This is a genomic window from Pseudomonas asplenii (assembly GCF_001293465.1).
In the GTDB taxonomy this organism is placed as follows: Bacteria; Pseudomonadota; Gammaproteobacteria; order Pseudomonadales; family Pseudomonadaceae; genus Aquipseudomonas; species Aquipseudomonas fuscovaginae_B.
This window is the reverse complement of record NZ_JSYZ01000018.1, coordinates 121,381-139,215: the sequence shown is the minus strand read 5'-3', so window position 1 is coordinate 139,215 and position 17,835 is coordinate 121,381. Positions and strand designations below refer to the sequence as shown.

Genomic DNA, 17,835 nt, shown 5'->3' with positions numbered 1-17,835 from the left:
TTTCTAGAACGGCGTGGCCTGCCGCAACACCTGTGCCACCGGCGTATCGGCCGGTGCCACCATGGCGTAGTTGTAGCCGGGTCCGGACCAGTACTCGGCCTGCAATTCGCCGTCCCGGCGGTGACCCCGTTCGAGCAGGTGATTCTGCGGCCCTGGCGGGCGCATGTAGTAGGTGATCCGCCGGCCTTGCGGGTCTTGGTAGAGGACCATCGCCGCCGCGCCCTGCTCGGTGCTCAGCAGCCGTGCGCTGACCGGCTTGAATCCGGCGTCGGCCAGGTTCGGCAGGCGATTGGCTCGGCTGAAGTAGCGGTCGAGCCAGCCCTGCAGGTCGCCGTTGCCGTCGACCTTGAAGTCCGCCGGCAGGATGTCCTGGGTGGCGAACATCCGGTAGGCCTGCATCGCGTCGGCCATGGGCAACGGGGTCGGCAAGGTCAGTTGGCGGGCCTGCCAGCCACTCACGCCACCGAGGCTCACCGCGATCAGCAGCACCGCGGCGCTGGCCAGGTGGCGCCGGGAGCGGTCACGGCGGCGCTGGCGGATGGCGACCGGGTCCAGGTCGGGGTTGGCCGGCATCCGCAGGGTCGCCCCCAGGGCGGCGCGCAGGTGCTGGGCATCGCGCTGCCAGTCGCGGACCTGGCGGGCCAGGTCCGGGTGGCTGGCGAGGTAGGTGTCCATCCGTTGCCGGTCGGCATCGCTGAGCTGATGGTCGACATAGGCGTGCAGGTCGCGTTCGCTGGGAGGCATGCTGATCATTTGAGTACCCGCAGGGAAGGGCTGGCGATTTCGCCGTCGCTGAGCTGGCGCAGCGCCTGGCGGGCGCGGGACAGACGCGACATCACGGTGCCGATGGGCACGTCGAGGATCTCGGCGACTTCCTTGTAGCTCAAGCCCTCCACCGAGACCCAGAGCAGCAGTGCACGCTGCTCCACCGACAGGCGTTCGAAGGAGGCCAGGGTCGATTGTGCCATCACCGTGCGTTCCGCCGAAGGTTCGCTGTCGTCGCGGCCGGTGAAGAATTCCAGCATTCGCGCATAACGGCGCTGGCGCCGGTGGGCGTCGAGGAACTGCCGGTAGAGGATCGAGAACAGCCAGGCGCGCAGGTCGCCGTCCGGGCGTTTCCTGCCCCAGCTGGACAGGGCCCGCTCCAGGCTGGCCTGGACCAGGTCGTCGGCGCTGCTCGGGTTGCCGGTCAGGGACACGGCGAAGCGCCGCATGCGCGGGATCAGTTCACGTAGCTGTTCGTCGAGATCGTTCATGGAAACCTGCAGGGTTCTGGTCAGTCACTACGCTGGATGCAGGAAGACGTCCGTGCCTGAAGGTTATTCCAGCCAGCGGAAAAATATTGATCGAAATAAATTATCGGCGCCCGGGAATAACCCCTGACGACCTGCGTCCTACTCGCTCCCCAACCGTGTGGCCGCCCAGGGCCCTGGAGTTTTTCATGGTAGATCACACCCCGCCGCCACTGAGCGGTACGAGCAAGGTCTTGCGTCTGGCCGGTATCGCCGTGGTCGTGGCGGCGCTGGCCGGCGCCCTCGGCTATGTCGGTGGCCGGCTCGATCCGCAACGCCTGACGCCCGCGCGCATCGTCGATACGCTGGAGAACAACAGCGGCCACTATCCGGGGCTGCGGCGCAACCACGCCAAGGGCGTCTGCGTCGCGGGCTACTTCGAAAGCAGCGCTGAAGCCCGTCCGTACTCCATCGCCAAGGTCTTCGCCGAAGGCAGCGTGCCGGTGGAAGGGCGTTTCGCCCTGCCGGGGGGCAACCCCTACGCCGCGGACAGCAGCGTGCCGATCCGCAGCCTGGGGCTGCGCTTCATTCTCGCCAACGGCCAGCAATGGCGCAGCGGGATGAACAGCATGCCGGTATTCCCGGTGAGTACGCCGCAAGCCTTCTACGAGCAGCTCAAGGCTTCCGCGCCGGACCCGGCGACCGGCAAGCCGAACCCGGCGGCGCTGGCGGCGTTCTTTGCCGCGCATCCGGAAACCGGTCCGTTCCTGCAATGGGTCAAGACCGCCAAGCCTTCGGCCAGCTATGCCACCGAGAGTTACAACGCGCTGAACGCCTTCTACCTGGTCAATGCCGCGGGCCAGCGCCAGGCGGTACGCTGGGGCTATGTGCCGTTGAGTCAGGACACCCCCGGCGCGGTGGCGCCGGCCGCTGCCGACTTCCTGGAAAAGGATCTGGTACAGCGTCTGGCGGCCGGTCCGCTGAAATGGGAGCTGCGCATCACCCTGGCCAACCCCGGCGACCCGATCGACGATGCGAGCAAGGCCTGGACCGGCGAGCACAAGGTGCTCAACGCCGGCACCCTGGTGCTGGAGAGCACGCAACCGCAGGACAGCGGCGATTGCCGTGACATCAACTACGACCCGCTGGTCCTGCCCAGCGGTATCGAGGCCTCGGCCGACCCGCTGCTGGCGGCGCGTTCGGCGGCGTATTCCAGTTCCTACCTGCGTCGCACCAGCGAAGTCGGCCAGTTGCCCGCCACTCACGCCCAACAGGAGTCCCGTCCATGAGCGCCCCGTTGAAACATTTCGTTCCCCTGGCGCGCCTGCTGCACTGGCTGATGGCGCTGATGATCCTGGCGATGCTGTTCATCGGCGCCGGGATGGTGGCCTCGGTGTCGGCACGGCACGAGTGGCTGATCCACCTGCACAAGCCGTTGGGGATTGCGATCCTGGTACTGGCGATCGTACGGCTTGCCGTGCGCTTCGGCACGCGGCAGCCGGCGCTGCCGGCGGATCTGCCGGGTTGGCAGGTGCTGGCGGCGAAGCTCTCCCATGTGCTGCTGTATGCGCTGATGCTGGTGCTGCCGTTGCTGGGCTGGGCGATGATTGGCGCGGCGGGTGATCCGGTGATGCTGAGCAGTTCGATCCGCCTGCCGGCACTGTTGTCGGCGGATGCCGCGACCTTTGCCTGGTTGCGCAAGGCCCACGGCTACCTGGCCTACCTGCTGTTCCTGACGGTGCTGATGCACCTGGCGGCGGCACTGTTCCATGGCTGGATCCGCCGGGATGGGGTACTGGAGAGCATGCTGCGGGGCAAGGACTGAGTTCACCCCCTCACGGACCACCCCCAATACACCAGGGCCGTGGCACTGATCGCGGCCCCCAACAGGCAGACGCCCAGCCACCCGCCCCAGGCATACATCGCCGTGGCCCCCACGGCACCGCTGGCACTTCCCACCGAATAGAACAGCATGTAGCCCGCCGCCAGCCGACTCTGCGCCTGGGGTCGGACGCTGTAGATCAGCGCCTGGCTGGTCACATGCACCGCCTGCAGGCCCAGGTCGAGGGTGACTACGCCGAGCAGCAGGGCCCAGAGCGACGATTGGGTAAAGGCGATCGGCAACCAGGACAGCAGCATCATCGTCAGCGCCAGGCCGCTGACCCACTGCGCCCGGCCACGATCCGCCCAATGCCCGGCGCGCGCCGCCCCCAGCGCGCTGGCCGCACCGGCCAGGCCGAACAGGCCGATCCCGGTATGCGATAACGATAGCGGCGGTGCACTCAGGGGCAGTACCAACGGAGTCCACAGCACGGTTCCGGCGGCAAAGATCAGCATGGCCAGCACCGCCCGGTCGCGCAGGACCTTTTCCTCGCGGAACAGCCCGAGCAGCGAGACGATCAGCGCGCCGTAGCCCTGGCGCGGCTTGGGTGGCTCATGCCGGGGCAGCACCTGCCAGAGTGCCACGGCCATCAGCAGGGTCAGCAGCGCCGACAACAGGTAGACCGAACGCCAGCCGGCCAGGTCGGCCATGCCCCCGGCGACGGTGCGGGCCAGCAGCAGGCCGACGACGATGCCACTGGTGACGCTGCCGACGACCTGGCCGCGCTCGCCTGGCGCCGCCAGTTGTGCCGCATAGGCCACCAGGGTCTGGGTCACCACCGCCAGCAGGCCGATCAGGCTCATGCCCAGCAACAGCCAGGCACTGTCGGGGGCCAGGGCCGCGAGCAGCAGGGCCAGCACCGACAGCAGCATCTGGCCGACGATCAGCCGTCGGCGGTTCAACAGGTCGCCCAGTGGCACCAGCAACAGCAGGCCCAGGCCGTAGCCGACCTGGCTCAGGCTGACCACGATGCCGACCGTGGCGTGATCCATGGCGAAGGTATCGGCCATGGCATCCAGCAGGGGCTGGGCGTAGTACACATTGCCTACCGACAGTCCGCAGGCGACGGCGAACAGCAGCACTGTGACCCTGGACAGTCGGCTGCCGGTCTGCGCGATATCGGTGCTGGCCGGGGCTTCAAGCGTCATGGCAAGGCTCCTCGAGTAGGTGGTTTCAATTTAAAACTACTTGTACCCTAGAGAGGCTGGTTTTACATTGCAACCACATTTTTCTGCCGGAGTCCCTTGCCATGGTCAAACGTTCCAGCCTGGAAGCCGCCGAATGCCCGGTGGCCCGCTCGGTGGCGGCCATTGGCGATGGCTGGTCGTTGCTGATCATTCGGGATGCGTTCGACGGCCTTCGCCGCTTCGGCGAGTTTCAGCGCAACCTCGGGCTGGCGCGCAACATTCTTGCCACGCGCTTGAAGAGCCTGGTCGGGCAGGGGGTGCTGGACATCGTTCCGGCGTCGGATGGCAGCGCGTACCAGGAGTACGTGTTGACGGAAAAGGGCCGGGGTCTGTTCAACCTGATCATCGGTTTGCGCCAGTGGGGCGAGGCGCATTGCTATGGGCCGCAGGAGCCGCACTCGGTCATGGTCGACCGCGAGCAGGGGTTGCCGCTCAGGCCGCTGGAACTGCGCGCCGAGGACGGTCGCCTGCTCGGGCCGGACGACTGCCGGCGAATCCCGGCCGTCTGACCGTCTAATCGCCGGCGAAACGCTCCTGGCTGTTGCTCAGGTGCGTCCACATCGCCGCCCGTGCCGCATCGGCATCCTGGCGGCGAATCGCGGCGAGAATCGCCTCGTGTTCCTGATTGGCCAAGCGGCCCAGGGCCTGCAGGTCGGCATTGCCGCGTTCGGCTGCGTGCACCCGGGTCCGCGGGATCATCGAGTTGCCCAGATGCAGCAGGATCTCGACGAAATACGGGTTGCCGGTGGCTTCGGCGATCAGCAGGTGGAAGCGCTGGTCGGCGGGTACGCAACTGTCGTTGTTGGCCAGCAGGCTCTGGTACTCGTCCAGCGCCGCGCGCATCTGCCGCAGCTGTTCATCGGTGCGTCGGCGGGCCGCCAGGGCGACGGCCTGGGTTTCCAGGCCCAGGCGCAATTCGAGAAGGCCCCGCACGCTCATGGCCGTGTCGGCGCTCAGGCGCAGGCCGTGGCCCTCCTCGCGTTCCAGCACGAAACTGCCGACGCCGTGGTGGGTCTCGACCCAGCCCGCGGCCTGCAGCTTGGAGATCGCCTCGCGCACCACTGTGCGACTGACCTTGTGCTCGCGAATGATCGCGCTTTCCGACGGCAGCTTTTCGCCCGGTTTCAACTCGCCCAGGCGTATCCGCTGAGTCAGGTGATTGACCAGGTCGGTGGCCAGGTTGGGCGTGCGCTTGCGGCGCGCGGTGGGGAGATCGCTGTCAGTGCTCATGGTCGTATCGTGGGGGTGTGAGGGGGAAAGCTTAACACTCGTACGACAAGTGGTGTGAGTGGGGGCGATACATGTATGACAAGTTCAGTTTTTCAGGTGTTTTTCCCGTGAAGGCCGGGTCAGTCCCGTCCGGTTCAAATGAAAAGGCTCACCAGAGAAAATATATTTATTGGAAATTAGTTGTTATAAAACAACTAATTAGATTTTTATTCCGAGCGTTTTCCTGAGCGTTGAGGGCGTGCCACAACATCGAAGTGCTTGTTAGCAGATTTTTCTACTCGTATGATGACTGTCGACTGGCTTGAGTTGGCCAGCACCCCGCACACAACAATAATCCGTGGGAGACCGTCGTGAACCACACCCTCGATCCGTCCGCGTCAGCGGCACACGATTCACTGCTGGCCGTCGCCGTGGCGAAGGTCAAGCGCCATGTCCTGCCGCTGTTCGTCATCATGTTCATCGTCAACTACATCGACCGGGTCAACATCGGCTTCGTGCGCACGCATCTGGAGCATGACCTGGGCATCGGTGCCGCCGCCTATGGCTTCGGTGCCGGGCTGTTCTTCATCGGTTACGCGCTGTTCGAGGTGCCTTCCAACCTGCTCCTGCAGAAGGTCGGCGCACGGCTCTGGCTGACCCGCATCATGTTCAGCTGGGGCGTGGTCGCCACGGCCATGGCCTTCGTCCAGAACGAAACCCATTTCTACATCCTGCGTTTCCTGCTCGGGATCGCCGAGGCCGGGTTCTTTCCCGGGGTGATCTACTACTTCACCCGCTGGCTGCCGGGGGTGGAGCGGGGCAAGGCCATCGCAATCTTTCTCAGCGGCTCGGCGCTGGCCTCGCTGATCTCCGGTCCGCTGTCCGGCGCCCTGCTGCAGATCGAAGGCCTGGGCTGGCACGGCTGGCAGTGGATGTTCATCATCGAGGGAATGGCCTCGGTGGTGCTCTGTGGTTTCACCTGGTTCTGGCTCGACTCCGCGCCACGCGACGCCAGATGGCTGGGCCGTGCCGAGCAGGAGGCGCTGGTGCAGGCGATCGACGAGGAGCAGCGGGCCCGCGAGGCGTCGATGCCGATCAGGCCGTCGACCTGGAGCCTGCTCAAGGACCGGCAGATCCTGCTGTTCTGCCTGCTGTACTTCTGCATTCAACTGACCATTTACGCGGCGACCTTCTGGCTGCCGAGCATCATCAAGAAAATGGGTGCGCTCAGCGATTTGCAGGTGGGGCTGCTCAACTCCATTCCGTGGCTGATCTCGATCATCGCCATGTATGCCTTCGCGGCGGCCTCGGGCAAGTGGAAGCACCAGCAGGCCTGGGTTGCCACGGCGCTGCTGGTGGCGGCGGCCGGGATGTTCATGTCGACCACCGGCGGGCCGGTGTTCGCCTTCGTCGCGGTGTGTTTCGCCGCCATCGGCTTCAAGTCCGCCTCGTCGCTGTTCTGGCCGATCCCCCAGGCCTACCTGGATGCGCGGATCGCGGCGGCGGTGATTGCCCTGATCAATTCCACCGGCAACCTCGGCGGCTTCGTCGCACCGGCCACCTTCGGCCTGCTGGAGCAGAACACAGGTTCGATCCAGGGCGGCCTCTACGGCCTGGCGGCGACCTCGGTGATCGCGGCGATCCTGGTGTTCTTTGCCCGCACTCGGCCCAAACCCGGGCAGGGCGTGCCGGGCAGCATCGGCCCGGCTCTGAACGAATCTCACTGAACGACACTTTTTTCGAAACGACAGTTTCGCCAGACAGGTACCCATCATGAATGCACAGATGCTCGGCACTGCCGGCCAGACCCCGGTCATCAGCGGCTTCCAGGTCATCCCGGTGGCCGGCCACGACAGCATGCTGCTCAACCTCAGTGGCGCCCACGGCCCGTTCTTCACCCGCAATCTCGTCATCATCACCGACAGCAGCGGCCGCACCGGCGTCGGCGAGGTGCCCGGCGGCGAGCGGATCCGCGCGACCCTGGAGGACGCCCGCGGCCTGCTGCTGGGCCAGTCCATCGGCAACTACCAGAAGCTGCTCAACCAGGTCCGCCAGACTTTTGCCGAGCGTGATGCCGGTGGCCGCGGGCTGCAGACCTTCGACCTGCGCATCACCATCCATGCGGTCACCGCCCTGGAGGCGGCGCTGCTCGACCTGCTCGGCCAGTTCCTCGGCGTACCGGTGGCGGCGCTGCTCGGCGAGGGGCAGCAGCGGGAAGCGGTCAAGGTGCTCGGCTACCTGTTCTACATCGGCGACCGGCAGCGCACCAACCTGGCCTACCGCAATGAGGCCGAGGCCGAGGACGCCTGGTTCCGCCTGCGCCACGAGCAGGCGATGACCCCGGAGGCGATCGTCCGCCTGGCCGAGGCTGCCCAGGCGCGCTACGGTTTCAACGACTTCAAGCTCAAGGGCGGCGTGCTCGAGGGCGCTCGCGAGATGGAAGCGGTGACGGCCCTGGCCGAGCGCTTCCCCGAGGCCCGCATCACCCTCGATCCGAATGGCGCCTGGTCGCTCAGGGAGGCGATTGCCCTGTGTCGCGACCAGCATCGGGTACTGGCCTATGCCGAGGACCCTTGCGGTGCGGAAAACGGCTATTCGGGGCGCGAAGTCATGGCCGAGTTCCGCCGGGCCACCGGCCTGCCGACGGCGACCAACATGATCGCCACCGACTGGCGGGAAATGGGCCATGCGATCCAGTTGCACGCCGTCGACATCCCGCTGGCCGACCCGCATTTCTGGACCCTGCAGGGCTCGGTACGGGTCGCACAGATGTGTCATGAGTGGGGCCTGACCTGGGGCTCGCACTCCAACAACCACTTCGACATTTCCCTGGCGATGTTCACCCATGTCGCCGCGGCGGCGCCGGGCGAGATCACCGCCATCGACACCCACTGGATCTGGCAGGACGGCCAGGGCCTGACCCGCGAGCCGTTGCAGATCGTCGACGGCTTCATCCAGGTGCCGCAGAAGCCGGGGTTGGGGATCGAGCTGGACATGGACGCGGTGGCCCGCGCCCATGAGTGTTACCGCCACATGGGCCTTGGCGCCCGGGACGACAGCGTGGCCATGCAGTGCCTGATCCCCGGCTGGTCGTTCGACAACAAGCGTCCCTGCCTGGTGCGCTGACTGCTAGTGGCCACACAGGCCCCTATACGGGGTCGAACAGCGTCACGGCGACGATCCGCTCGCCGTCGACGCGCACCAGCAAGAGCCCCCTCGGCAACGGATGACCTTTCTGATAACTCTCCACCAGCACCTGGTCCGCCGCCGTGGCGGTGACCTGCAACTGGTGGGGCGGGCGCAGTAGCGCGCGTATCTGTGGCGAGACCGGAAAGTGCTCGCGGTTGTCCCGCACCGCGTCGCAGAATTCCAGCACCACCGCGCGTGGCGCCGGCGCGGGTGGTGAAGTCATGCCTTCCTCGGCGAACAGCTGGTTGAGCCGGTCGGCGGTGGCCACGGCCCTGGGAAAGCCGGTGAAGGCCGAGGCCTGCAACAGCAGTTCGGTGTATTCGCCCGGGGCCAGCCCCGAGGCCAGGCCGGTCTTGAAGTGTACACTCAGGGGCGGGCCGACCATCCCCGCCGCGACGATGGCGGCGAAGGTCGCGGCCTCCCGCAGTCGGGGATCGAGGCCGGGGCGCTGGTGCAGGTGGCCGTAGACCACGCCGACCGCCAGCTCGCCGAGAGCGGGCGTGGTGTGGAACAGCGCATCCAGGCGGGCGCCGCCGTTGGGCACCAGGTCGATGAATTGCTTGCGGCCTTCGCAGTAGAGCTCGGCCATGGGGGCTTTGTCGTTCATGCTGTCTCCTATTGGCGATCCGGGGAATCCTTCGCGCGTCGACGACAGCAGGACATCGACAGCTGGCAGCCTAGCCAATCCGCTGGAAAATGCTAACGCCCGGGTGTTTTTCCCCACGGGGATCGCGGCTAAAGTGAGGGTTTTGCCGGAGCGGGACCATGGCGACGTTTTATGATGCACGCGGGAACATCTATGCGGTGGCGAGCCCTGAGGAGTTGCGCGCACTGGGGCTCGACGTACCGGCGGATGCCGCCCGGGCGGCGTTGCATCGGCGCGACTGGTCGGTTGCGGCGGTGCAAGCGCTGTGCGGCTGGGCGGGGCAGGAGCCGGGACGGGGAGGCAAGCACCATCGCTCCGACGGTTTGCTGGTCGGGCCGTTCCAGTGCGCGGCGCCGTTCGATCTGCTGATCGTCAATACCGACGGCACCCTGGCCGAGCGCAGTGGCAACGGCCTGACGATCTTTTCCCAGGCATTGAGCGAGCAGGGTCTGCTGGCGGCCGAAGGCAGCAGCCTGTTGCGGGTCCATCACGATCAGCCGGGCGGTTCGTCTCCTGTCGCGACGGCGGTGGAACCGGCGCAGGTGGAGGGCCAGTCGGGCTTCTGGCTGGCGCTGGGCAAACCGGAATTCGGCCCCGCGGCAGTCGCTGCCTGCGGCACCGGGGAGGCCGGGTTGAATGGCCGTCAGCTGAGCCATGTCGCGCCCCTGGCGCGCTTGAACGAGGCCTGGCAGCGCAGCCAGTTCGTGCGGGTCGGCAATCCCCATTGCGTGACCCTGGTGGAGCAGCTCTCGGCATTGCCGAGCAACCCACAGATGCTGGAGGCGGCGCTGGAGCAGGGCTTGACCGCGATTGCCTTTGCGCCACCGGTGGGGGCGGGCGAGCCGTGCCCGGCCGGGGTCAACCTGCAGTGGGCGATGCTCGTGGCGCCGGGGCACCTGCAGGCGCGGGTGTTCGAGCGCGGCGAGGGGCCGACCGCGTCCTCGGGCACCAGCGCCAGTGCGGTGGCCTGTGCGGCCTGGCGGGTCGGTTGGGTCGCCGCGGGCGAGGTCCGGGTCGAAATGCCGGGCGGTACCGCGCCGATCCGCCTGCTGGAACAGGGCGGCGAACTGCAGGGCGTGCACCTGTTCGGCACGGCCCGGCGCCAGGTCTGATCGTCCCGACCAAACACCGCTGACGTGTTGTTCGGATTCCCCTCTCTCGCCACCGGGGCGTTGCACCCTTGTCCGCCCCGGGCGCTTTTTGGCTTGATGAATCGACGGGATCGCCGGCCGATAACGGCCGTTCCCGGACCGGGTCACAAGAACGGGCCCGGATTCTCAACCCGATCAAATGGAATTTGCGATGAAAGCGCTCAGAGGTTTATGCGGTACGTTGTTGTGTGCGGGGCTGATGTTTGCGGCGGTGGCCCAGGGTGGGCAGGCGAACGGCGAGCAACTGGCGGCGTCCTCCACCGCCCCCGACGGTGTCGAGCCGAGTCCGGCGGAGATGCTGGGCGGGACCCGCACCGACTATTTCTCCTGCTCTGTCGGGCGTTTCCGGGGCGAGCTGGAGGCCAGGGTGGCCTTCGCCTCCGCCGGCAGTTCGGCCTATTTCGATGTCAGTACGGTGAGATACCGCATCGTGCGCAGCGGGGGCGAGGGCGGCGGCAACAAGGCCAATATCAATTTCCATCTGGACACGCTCAATCGCCAGGGCGTGGTCAGGGGCAACGACGTCTATCACTCGCCGGATTCGCTCAAGCAGGACGGCAACTGGCATCTGCTGGACGTCAACCGCATCGTGCGCACCGACTACCAGGGGGCGGTGACCTTCGAGTTCATCTTCGACCGCTCCAAGGCCAGCGACAGCCGTTGCGCGGCCCACAAGACCTACCAGTGGGCCGGTGCCACGGTCACCCGGGCCACGGCGGCCGAGTGATCCGGTCAAGGCGTATCGAGGGCTGACGCTTCGCGAATCAGGAAGTGATCCAGGTTCTCGATTTCACAGCTGAACACGCTGAAGGTCTGCTCCGGGTTCTTCTTGCTCGGCACCTGTTTCAGCTCCGGCGTCACCCCGTAGAAAAAGCAGTACAGGTCATCGGCCTGGTCGATCACGCTCTTGATCTCCTCGAGGAACGCCGTGCGCTGGCGGTAGTTTTCGATCAGGCTCTTGCTCAGGTAGACGTTCACCGAATAGCGCTTGCGGTCGGCCCAGACCGGCTTGTCGAAGACCACGCTGAAGCTGCTCCTGTAGTCCTTGATCTCCTTGATCCTGCCCCAGTAGATCAGCCCCTTGCGATCCTGGCAGTACTCGACCCGCTTGAAGAAGGCGTTGTAGTTCAGGCTCAGCTCGCCAATGGTCAGCGGCATGCGCTTGAGCAGATCCTTGTTGGCGAAGTTGGAGACGAAGCATTCCACCGGGTGGGCGAACACGCTGGTGCGATTCGGTGTCGCCCTGGGCGTGCTGGTGGCGCTGCTGTCGCCCGCCGGGCGGGTTGCCTCCTTCGGCTCCGGGTGGGCGGAGTCGGCTGGCGTGGTGGGCTTGCGGGTGTAGACGCGACGGCTCAGCAGCAACTCCACCGGGAAATTCTGCTCGCCTTCGATCCCGTCCGGCGCCTGGTCCGGGTCGAGCAGGTCGGGTGCGGTTTCCGGGCTGAGGTAGGGGCAGTCCGCCAGGTGCCGGGTACTGGGCGTGTTCTTGAAGTGCGGGGTGCGCTTGAAGCGGACCCGACGGGCATTGAAGGTGGTCAGGTGGTTACTGCGGTCGAAGGCGTTGCGGCAGGCATCGTTGGGGCACTGGAAGATTTCCGTGTCCGAATCGAAGGGTACGGTCTCGTCGAAGTTCAGGTCGCGGACATCGTAGATTGTCAGTTTCTCGTCGAGGCTGACGCAGTAGGCTTTGTCGAATTTCATGCTCGGTCCATCGGCGGCGCGGTAGGTCATTAATATCACAGGCATTCTGGCGTCGTGTACGTGTCGGTCGTGCCCGTTGCCGTTTCAGTAGTCGGTGGGCGCCCGGCCCAGGGTGCGACGAAACATGGTCGAGAACGCTGCCGGGCTCTGGTAGCCGAAATCCAGGGCAATGCGCGTCACCGCTTCACCTTCGGCCAGTCGCGCCAGGGCCAGGACCACGCAGACCCGCTGGCGCCACTGGGAAAAGCTCAGGGCGGTCTGGCCGTGGAACAGCCGGCCGAAACTGCGCAGGCTCATATGCAACCGCGCCGCCCAGGCCTCGGGCGACTGGCGGATATCCGGCTGTTCGACGAAGGCCTGGCACAGCGGCAGCAGGCGCGGGTCCTGGGGCAGGGGGATATGCAGCGGCAGGCTGCCGGCGGCGGCCAGTTCATGCAGCAACAGGCTGACCAGGGCCCCGTCGCGGCCCTGTTCGGCGTACTCCACCGGCATCTCGACGGCGGCCAGCAGCAGTTGGCGCAGCAGCGGCGAGACCTCCAGCACCTGGCAACTGGCACTCATCGTCGCGACCGCAGCGGGCTCGATGTACAGGCTGCGGGTGCTGACGCCGAGCATCAGCACCTGGTGCGGCACCTGCGGAGGAATCCAGACCGCCCGCTGCGGTGGCACGATCCAGTTGCCGTCGTCGGTCAGCACATGCATCACCCCGCTGGCGCCGTAGAGCAATTGCGCTCGCCGGTGCTGATGGCGGGCCAGCAGGTGGCCCCGGGGGTAGTCGGTGCCGATGGCGATCACCGCCCGGGGCAGGTGGTCGTACAGGGCGAGTGGGCTATTGAGCATGGGGATGGCGGTCTGGCCGAATCACGAATGATATTGGCTGACTTGCGCAGGCGCGCCAAGCCCTGGCGGAGCAATATGCGGGCTTCGTTCCTCAAAGGACCTGACATGATGCTTTACGGGCTGTTGGCGTTGTTGGGCGGGCTGGCCGGCGTGACCAGCGTGCTGTTCGGTTTCGGTGGTGGTTTCGTGGTGGTACCGCTGGTGTACCGGGCCCTGCGTGACAGCCCGGACCCGGCTGTCAGCGGGGCGGCGATGCAGATCGCGGTGGCGACCTCGACCTGCGTGATGATCGTCAATGCGCTGATCGCCACCGGCAAGCACCGGCGTGCCGGCAATCTGCGCGGGGAGTGGATCTGGCCGTTCGCCGGCTTCATCGGCCTGGGCGCGGTACTGGGGGCGGTGCTGGCCAGTTGGCTCAGCAGTGAGGTGCTGCGCTGGGCCTTCATCGTCTACCTGGGATTGACCTTGCTTGACTGCCTGGCGCGGCAAGGTTTCATCCGGGCGGAGGCGACCCGTCCGGTTAGGCCATTGACGCCTGGCGTGACGGTGCTGGGTGGCGTCTTGATCGGTAGCGTGGCGACCTTGCTCGGGGTGGGCGGCAGCGTCATGACCGTGCCGTTGCTGAGGCGCAGCGGCCTGAGCATGACGCTGGCCACGGCCATGGCCAATCCGTTGAGCGTGCCGGTGGCGGTGGTCGGGACGTTGACCTACGTGCTCCTGGCCGGGGTCCATCCCCTGGGGTTGGGGCCCTGGTTCGCCGGGTACGTGAACCTTCCGGCATTCGCCCTGCTGATCCTCGGCTCGCTGCTCGGCATGTGCCTGGCGACGCCCCTGATCGGGCGTATCCCGGACCGGCTGCATGCAGGGTTCTACATCGGTCTGCTGGGGCTGGTGCTGCTGGCGATGGTGCTCGGCTGACGAGGCGCCGAGCGTGAGGCTGTTCGCGGGCAAGCCCCTGCGGGTCGCTCCGCATCCGCTCTGGTGACGCAGAGCGTCACGGGCTGTGCTCCCACGCAGAGCGTGGGAGCGATCAGGGATCGAGGGCTACACGTTCAACAGGCGCTCACGCAGCTTGGCGATTTCGTCGCGCATCTGCGCCGCCGCCTCGAACTCCAGGTCGCGGGCCAGTTGGTACATCTTTTCTTCCAGCTGGCGAATGCGCTTGCTGATCTCGCTCGGCGAACGCAGTTCGTTTTCGTAGCGGGCGTTTTCCTCGGCAGCCTTGGCCATGCCCTTGCGCTTCTTGCTGCGCGAGCCGGGCACGGTGGCGCCTTCCATGATATCGGCGACGTCCTTGACCACGCCCTTGGGGGTGATGCCGTTGGCCTCGTTGAAGGCGATCTGCTTGTCACGACGCCGTTCGGTCTCGCCGATCGCCCGCTGCATGGAGCCGGTGACGTTGTCGGCGTAGAGAATCGCCTTGCCATTGAGGTTGCGCGCGGCGCGGCCGATGGTCTGGATCAGCGACCGCTCGGAGCGCAGGAAGCCTTCCTTGTCCGCGTCGAGAATCGCCACCAGCGACACTTCCGGCATGTCCAGGCCTTCGCGCAGCAGGTTGATACCCACCAGCACGTCGAAGGTGCCCAGGCGCAGGTCGCGGATGATTTCCACCCGCTCCACGGTGTCGATGTCCGAGTGCAGGTAGCGCACCCGGATACCGTGGTCGGCGAGGTAGTCGGTGAGGTCCTCGGCCATGCGCTTGGTCAGGGTGGTGACCAGCACGCGCTCTTCCAGGGCCACGCGCTTGTTGATCTCCGAGAGCAGGTCGTCGACCTGGGTCAGTGCCGGGCGCACCTCCACCTGTGGGTCCACCAGCCCGGTGGGGCGTACCACCTGCTCGACCACCTGGCCGGCGTGCTCGGCCTCGTAGTTGCCGGGGGTGGCGGAGACGAAAATGGTCTGCGGGCTTACCGCCTCCCACTCGTCGAAGCGCATCGGCCGGTTGTCCAGCGCCGACGGCAGGCGGAAGCCGTATTCCACCAGGGTTTCCTTGCGTGAGCGGTCGCCCTTGTACATGGCGCCGACCTGCGGAACGCTGACGTGGGATTCGTCGATCACCAGCAGCGCATCCGGCGGCAGGTAGTCGTAGAGGGTCGGCGGCGGGGCGCCGGCTTCGCGTCCGGAGAGGTAGCGCGAGTAGTTTTCGATGCCGTTGCAGTAGCCCAGTTCGAGGATCATCTCCAGGTCGAAGCGGGTGCGCTGCTCCAGGCGCTGGGCCTCCACCAGCTTGTTGCTGTTGCGCAGGTATTCGAGGCGTTCCTGCAGTTCCTGCTTGATCCCCTCGACGGCTTCGAGCAGGGTTTCCCGCGGCGTCACATAGTGGCTCTTGGGGTAGAAGGTGAAGCGCGGCAGCTTGCGGATCACCTCGCCGGTCAGCGGGTCGAAGGCCGACAGGCTTTCCACCTCGTCGTCGAACAGCTCGACGCGGATCGCCTCCAGGTCGGATTCGGCCGGGTAGATGTCGATCACGTCGCCGCGCACGCGGAAGGTCGCCCGGGCGAAGTCCATGTCGTTGCGGGTGTATTGCAGGTCGGCCAGGCGGCGCAGCAGGGCGCGCTGGTCGAGCTTGTCGCCGCGGTCCACGTGCAGGACCATCTTCAGGTAGGTTTCCGGGCTGCCCAGGCCGTAGATGCAGGACACCGTGGTGACGATGATGGCGTCCTTGCGTTCGAGCAGGGCCTTGGTCGCCGACAGGCGCATCTGCTCGATATGGTCGTTGATCGACGCATCCTTCTCGATGAAGGTATCGGAGGAGGGGACGTAGGCTTCCGGCTGGTAGTAGTCGTAGTAGGAAACGAAGTATTCGACGGCGTTGTTCGGGAAGAATGTCTTGAATTCGCCGTACAACTGCGCGGCCAGGGTCTTGTTCGGTGCCAGCACCAGGGTGGGGCGCTGGACCTGGGCGATCACGTTGGCGATGCTGAAGGTCTTGCCCGAGCCGGTCACCCCGAGCAGGGTCTGGTGGGCCAGGCCGGCCTCGATGCCCTGGACCATCTGGCGGATCGCCTCGGGCTGGTCGCCGGCGGGCTGGAAGCGGGTGACGAGCTGGAATTGGGACATAACGTACCTCTTGATGTGCCGCGCCGGCACTGCTGCCCGGCAGGCCGCGCAGCGACGAAAAGGATCGTCCACGACGGCATGTCGCGGAAAAAGGCATCATAAGCCTGGAAATGGTGTTTCGTCCGATCGCTTTCAAGGCAGGCGTCTGTCGGACGTCGGGTTACATTTCGACTGTCGGGCGTAAAATAAATCCAAAAAACTTGTCGGAATCCGACAATAGCCGGTCGCCGTCGCCCGTGATGGCCTCTATACTAGCTCCCCGTTTGTGCACCGCTCTAGTGCAATCGGCTGGAGCGTTGTCACCCCCGATCACCCTCCATTCAGAGCCGCCGCAATAATGAGCCTGTTCTCCGCTGTCGAAATGGCACCCCGCGATCCTATCCTGGGCCTCAACGAAGCATTCAATGCCGACACCCGTACCGACAAGGTCAACCTCGGTGTGGGTGTCTACTGTGACGAAAGTGGCAAGATCCCACTGTTGCGTGCCGTTGTCGAAGCCGAGACCCAGCGCGCGGCTCAGCATGCTTCCCGTGGCTACCTGCCGATCGACGGCATCGCCGCCTACGACAAGGCCGTGCAAACCCTGCTGTTCGGCGAGGATTCGCCGCTGATCGCCGCCGGTCGCGTGCTCACCACCCAGGCGGTCGGTGGTACCGGCGCACTGAAGATCGGGGCCGATTTCCTCAAGCAACTGCTGCCGGACGCCACCGTCGCCATCAGCGACCCGAGCTGGGAAAACCACCGCGCGCTGTTCGAAACCGCCGGTTTCCCGGTGCAGAACTATCGTTACTACGATGCCGCCAGCAACGGCGTGAACCGTGCCGGCCTGCTGGAAGACCTCAACGCGCTGCCAGCCAAGTCCATCGTCGTGCTGCACGCCTGCTGCCACAACCCGACCGGCGTCGACCTGAGCCCCTCCGACTGGCAGGACGTGCTGAACGTGATCAAGTCCCGGGACCTGGTGCCGTTCCTCGACATGGCCTACCAGGGCTTTGGTGCCGGCATCCACGAGGACGCCGCCGCCGTGCGCCTGTTCGCCGAGTCGGGCCTGACCTTCTTCGTTTCCAGCTCGTTCTCCAAGTCGTTCTCGCTGTACGGCGAGCGCGTCGGGGCGCTGTCGATCGTCAGCGAATCGAAGGAAGAGACTGCCCGCGTCCTGTCCCAGGTCAAGCGCGTGATCCGTACCAACTACTCCAACCCGCCGACCCACGGTGCGACCATCGTCGCGACCGTGCTGAACAACCCTGAGCTGCGTGCCCAGTGGGAAGCGGAACTGGCCGAGATGCGCGATCGCATCCGTGACATGCGCATGCAGATGGTCGATCTGCTGGCCCAGCATGGCGCCAAGCGTGACTTCAGCTTCGTCGGTCGTCAGCGCGGCATGTTCTCCTACTCCGGTCTGACCGTGGAGCAGGTGGCACGCCTGAAGAGCGAGTTCGGCATCTATGCCCTGGATACCGGCCGTATCTGTGTGGCGTCGTTGAACCAGCGCAACATCGAGACCGTGGTCAAGGCCATCGTCCAGGTGATCTGATCGCGGGGCGGGGCCGTTCCCGCCATGCTCTTCGGATGCAGGAAAGGCCCGCAGCGATGCGGGCTTTTCTGTTTGCGTTTCCCGCCCGGCCGGCCCCTTCGCGGGCAAGCCTTACCGGCAAACTCCCAGGTATCAGCCTCTCTGCCGCACCTTCGGTGGATTCATAAATTGTTACAAGTTTGGTAAAGCACTTTTATCAAATCC

At 65.9% G+C, this 17,835-nt stretch carries 17 protein-coding genes; 9 read left to right on the top strand and 8 right to left on the bottom strand.

From position 1 onward, the window contains the following. Positions 1-3: 3 nt before the first annotated feature. Both PF66_RS22275 and PF66_RS22270 read right to left on the bottom strand, forming a co-directional pair. Positions 4-753, bottom strand: coding sequence for an anti-sigma factor family protein (locus PF66_RS22275; RefSeq protein ID WP_054063852.1), 750 nt, complete (start codon positions 751-753; stop codon positions 4-6). After that, positions 750-1,256 carry an RNA polymerase sigma factor gene (locus tag PF66_RS22270; RefSeq protein ID WP_054063851.1) on the bottom strand — a complete coding sequence of 169 codons (507 nt, stop codon included), beginning with the start codon at positions 1,254-1,256 and terminating at the stop codon, positions 750-752. Before PF66_RS22270 ends, PF66_RS22275 begins: the two co-directional genes overlap by 4 nt. Positions 1,257-1,441: 185 nt before the next feature. On the opposite strand from PF66_RS22270, the gene PF66_RS22265 reads away from it, so the two are divergent. Then, a complete protein-coding gene (locus PF66_RS22265) occupies positions 1,442-2,521 on the top strand; it encodes a catalase family peroxidase (RefSeq protein WP_054061564.1) in 1,080 nt (359 codons plus the stop codon). Further along, a complete protein-coding gene (locus PF66_RS22260) occupies positions 2,518-3,057 on the top strand; it encodes a cytochrome b (protein ID WP_054061563.1) in 540 nt (179 codons plus the stop codon). The genes PF66_RS22265 and PF66_RS22260 overlap by 4 nt, the downstream gene beginning before the upstream one ends. A 2-nt stretch (positions 3,058-3,059) precedes the next feature. On the opposite strand, the gene PF66_RS22255 is transcribed toward PF66_RS22260, so the two are convergent. Next, positions 3,060-4,262: an MFS transporter gene (locus PF66_RS22255; protein WP_054063850.1), complete on the bottom strand. Its 1,203-nt coding sequence runs from the start codon at positions 4,260-4,262 to the stop codon at positions 3,060-3,062. Positions 4,263-4,363: 101 nt separating this feature from the next. Between PF66_RS22255 and PF66_RS22250 the strand changes: the two genes are divergently transcribed. Then, complete coding sequence (locus tag PF66_RS22250; RefSeq protein WP_054063849.1) at positions 4,364-4,810, top strand: winged helix-turn-helix transcriptional regulator; 447 nt, start codon at positions 4,364-4,366, stop codon at positions 4,808-4,810. Between the two features lie 4 nt (positions 4,811-4,814). On the opposite strand, the gene PF66_RS22245 is transcribed toward PF66_RS22250, so the two are convergent. After that, positions 4,815-5,531 carry a FadR/GntR family transcriptional regulator gene (locus tag PF66_RS22245; RefSeq protein ID WP_054063848.1) on the bottom strand — a complete coding sequence of 239 codons (717 nt, stop codon included), beginning with the start codon at positions 5,529-5,531 and terminating at the stop codon, positions 4,815-4,817. 350 nt (positions 5,532-5,881) lie between these two features. On the opposite strand from PF66_RS22245, the gene PF66_RS22240 reads away from it, so the two are divergent. Together PF66_RS22240 and gudD are read left to right on the top strand one after the other, a co-directional pair. Then, on the top strand, positions 5,882-7,237 hold the full coding sequence (locus PF66_RS22240; protein ID WP_054061552.1) for an MFS transporter: 1,356 nt from the start codon (positions 5,882-5,884) through the stop codon (positions 7,235-7,237). A gap of 46 nt (positions 7,238-7,283) precedes the next feature. Then, positions 7,284-8,636 carry a glucarate dehydratase gene (gene gudD, locus PF66_RS22235; protein ID WP_054063847.1) on the top strand — a complete coding sequence of 451 codons (1,353 nt, stop codon included), beginning with the start codon at positions 7,284-7,286 and terminating at the stop codon, positions 8,634-8,636. A gap of 22 nt (positions 8,637-8,658) precedes the next feature. Here the strand turns inward: gudD and PF66_RS22230 are convergent, their stop codons facing one another. After that, positions 8,659-9,306 carry a carboxymuconolactone decarboxylase family protein gene (locus PF66_RS22230; protein WP_054063846.1) on the bottom strand — a complete coding sequence of 216 codons (648 nt, stop codon included), beginning with the start codon at positions 9,304-9,306 and terminating at the stop codon, positions 8,659-8,661. 158 nt (positions 9,307-9,464) lie between these two features. Here PF66_RS22230 and PF66_RS22225 point away from each other — a divergent pair, with 158 nt between their 5' ends. Further along, positions 9,465-10,457 carry a diaminopimelate epimerase gene (locus tag PF66_RS22225; protein WP_054063845.1) on the top strand — a complete coding sequence of 331 codons (993 nt, stop codon included), beginning with the start codon at positions 9,465-9,467 and terminating at the stop codon, positions 10,455-10,457. Between the two features lie 190 nt (positions 10,458-10,647). Next, positions 10,648-11,223, top strand: a complete 576-nt coding sequence (locus PF66_RS22220; RefSeq protein WP_054057665.1) for a hypothetical protein — start codon at positions 10,648-10,650, stop codon at positions 11,221-11,223. 5 nt (positions 11,224-11,228) lie between these two features. Here PF66_RS22220 and PF66_RS22215 read toward each other — a convergent pair whose 3' ends face one another. Both PF66_RS22215 and PF66_RS22210 read right to left on the bottom strand, forming a co-directional pair. After that, a complete protein-coding gene (locus tag PF66_RS22215) occupies positions 11,229-12,197 on the bottom strand; it encodes a hypothetical protein (protein ID WP_054057669.1) in 969 nt (322 codons plus the stop codon). A gap of 84 nt (positions 12,198-12,281) precedes the next feature. Next, on the bottom strand, positions 12,282-13,037 hold the full coding sequence (locus PF66_RS22210; RefSeq protein ID WP_054063844.1) for an AraC family transcriptional regulator: 756 nt from the start codon (positions 13,035-13,037) through the stop codon (positions 12,282-12,284). Positions 13,038-13,145: 108 nt separating this feature from the next. Here PF66_RS22210 and PF66_RS22205 point away from each other — a divergent pair, with 108 nt between their 5' ends. After that, positions 13,146-13,955 (top strand): sulfite exporter TauE/SafE family protein, encoded by an 810-nt coding sequence (locus PF66_RS22205; RefSeq protein ID WP_054063945.1) that lies wholly within the window; start codon positions 13,146-13,148, stop codon positions 13,953-13,955. 126 nt (positions 13,956-14,081) lie between these two features. On the opposite strand, the gene uvrB is transcribed toward PF66_RS22205, so the two are convergent. Continuing rightward, the gene (gene uvrB / locus PF66_RS22200; protein ID WP_054057663.1) at positions 14,082-16,097 is read right to left on the bottom strand and encodes an excinuclease ABC subunit UvrB; all 2,016 of its coding nucleotides are present in this window, start codon (positions 16,095-16,097) and stop codon (positions 14,082-14,084) included. A 337-nt stretch (positions 16,098-16,434) separates the two neighbouring features. Between uvrB and PF66_RS22195 the strand changes: the two genes are divergently transcribed. Continuing rightward, the gene (locus PF66_RS22195; RefSeq protein ID WP_054057662.1) at positions 16,435-17,631 is read left to right on the top strand and encodes an amino acid aminotransferase; all 1,197 of its coding nucleotides are present in this window, start codon (positions 16,435-16,437) and stop codon (positions 17,629-17,631) included. Positions 17,632-17,835: the final 204 nt, after the last annotated feature.

Coding starts and splice junctions, on each gene's coding strand:
- PF66_RS22275 (WP_054063852.1), bottom strand. CDS start 753: ATGATCAGCATGCCTCCCAGCGAACGCGACCTGCACGCCTATGTCGAC.
- PF66_RS22270 (WP_054063851.1), bottom strand. CDS start 1,256: ATGAACGATCTCGACGAACAGCTACGTGAACTGATCCCGCGCATGCGG.
- PF66_RS22265 (WP_054061564.1), top strand. CDS start 1,442: ATGGTAGATCACACCCCGCCGCCACTGAGCGGTACGAGCAAGGTCTTG.
- PF66_RS22260 (WP_054061563.1), top strand. CDS start 2,518: ATGAGCGCCCCGTTGAAACATTTCGTTCCCCTGGCGCGCCTGCTGCAC.
- PF66_RS22255 (WP_054063850.1), bottom strand. CDS start 4,262: ATGACGCTTGAAGCCCCGGCCAGCACCGATATCGCGCAGACCGGCAGC.
- PF66_RS22250 (WP_054063849.1), top strand. CDS start 4,364: ATGGTCAAACGTTCCAGCCTGGAAGCCGCCGAATGCCCGGTGGCCCGC.
- PF66_RS22245 (WP_054063848.1), bottom strand. CDS start 5,531: ATGAGCACTGACAGCGATCTCCCCACCGCGCGCCGCAAGCGCACGCCC.
- gudD (WP_054063847.1), top strand. CDS start 7,284: ATGAATGCACAGATGCTCGGCACTGCCGGCCAGACCCCGGTCATCAGC.
- PF66_RS22230 (WP_054063846.1), bottom strand. CDS start 9,306: ATGAACGACAAAGCCCCCATGGCCGAGCTCTACTGCGAAGGCCGCAAG.
- PF66_RS22225 (WP_054063845.1), top strand. CDS start 9,465: ATGGCGACGTTTTATGATGCACGCGGGAACATCTATGCGGTGGCGAGC.
- PF66_RS22220 (WP_054057665.1), top strand. CDS start 10,648: ATGAAAGCGCTCAGAGGTTTATGCGGTACGTTGTTGTGTGCGGGGCTG.
- PF66_RS22215 (WP_054057669.1), bottom strand. CDS start 12,197: ATGAAATTCGACAAAGCCTACTGCGTCAGCCTCGACGAGAAACTGACA.
- PF66_RS22210 (WP_054063844.1), bottom strand. CDS start 13,037: ATGCTCAATAGCCCACTCGCCCTGTACGACCACCTGCCCCGGGCGGTG.
- PF66_RS22205 (WP_054063945.1), top strand. CDS start 13,146: ATGCTTTACGGGCTGTTGGCGTTGTTGGGCGGGCTGGCCGGCGTGACC.
- uvrB (WP_054057663.1), bottom strand. CDS start 16,097: ATGTCCCAATTCCAGCTCGTCACCCGCTTCCAGCCCGCCGGCGACCAG.
- PF66_RS22195 (WP_054057662.1), top strand. CDS start 16,435: ATGAGCCTGTTCTCCGCTGTCGAAATGGCACCCCGCGATCCTATCCTG.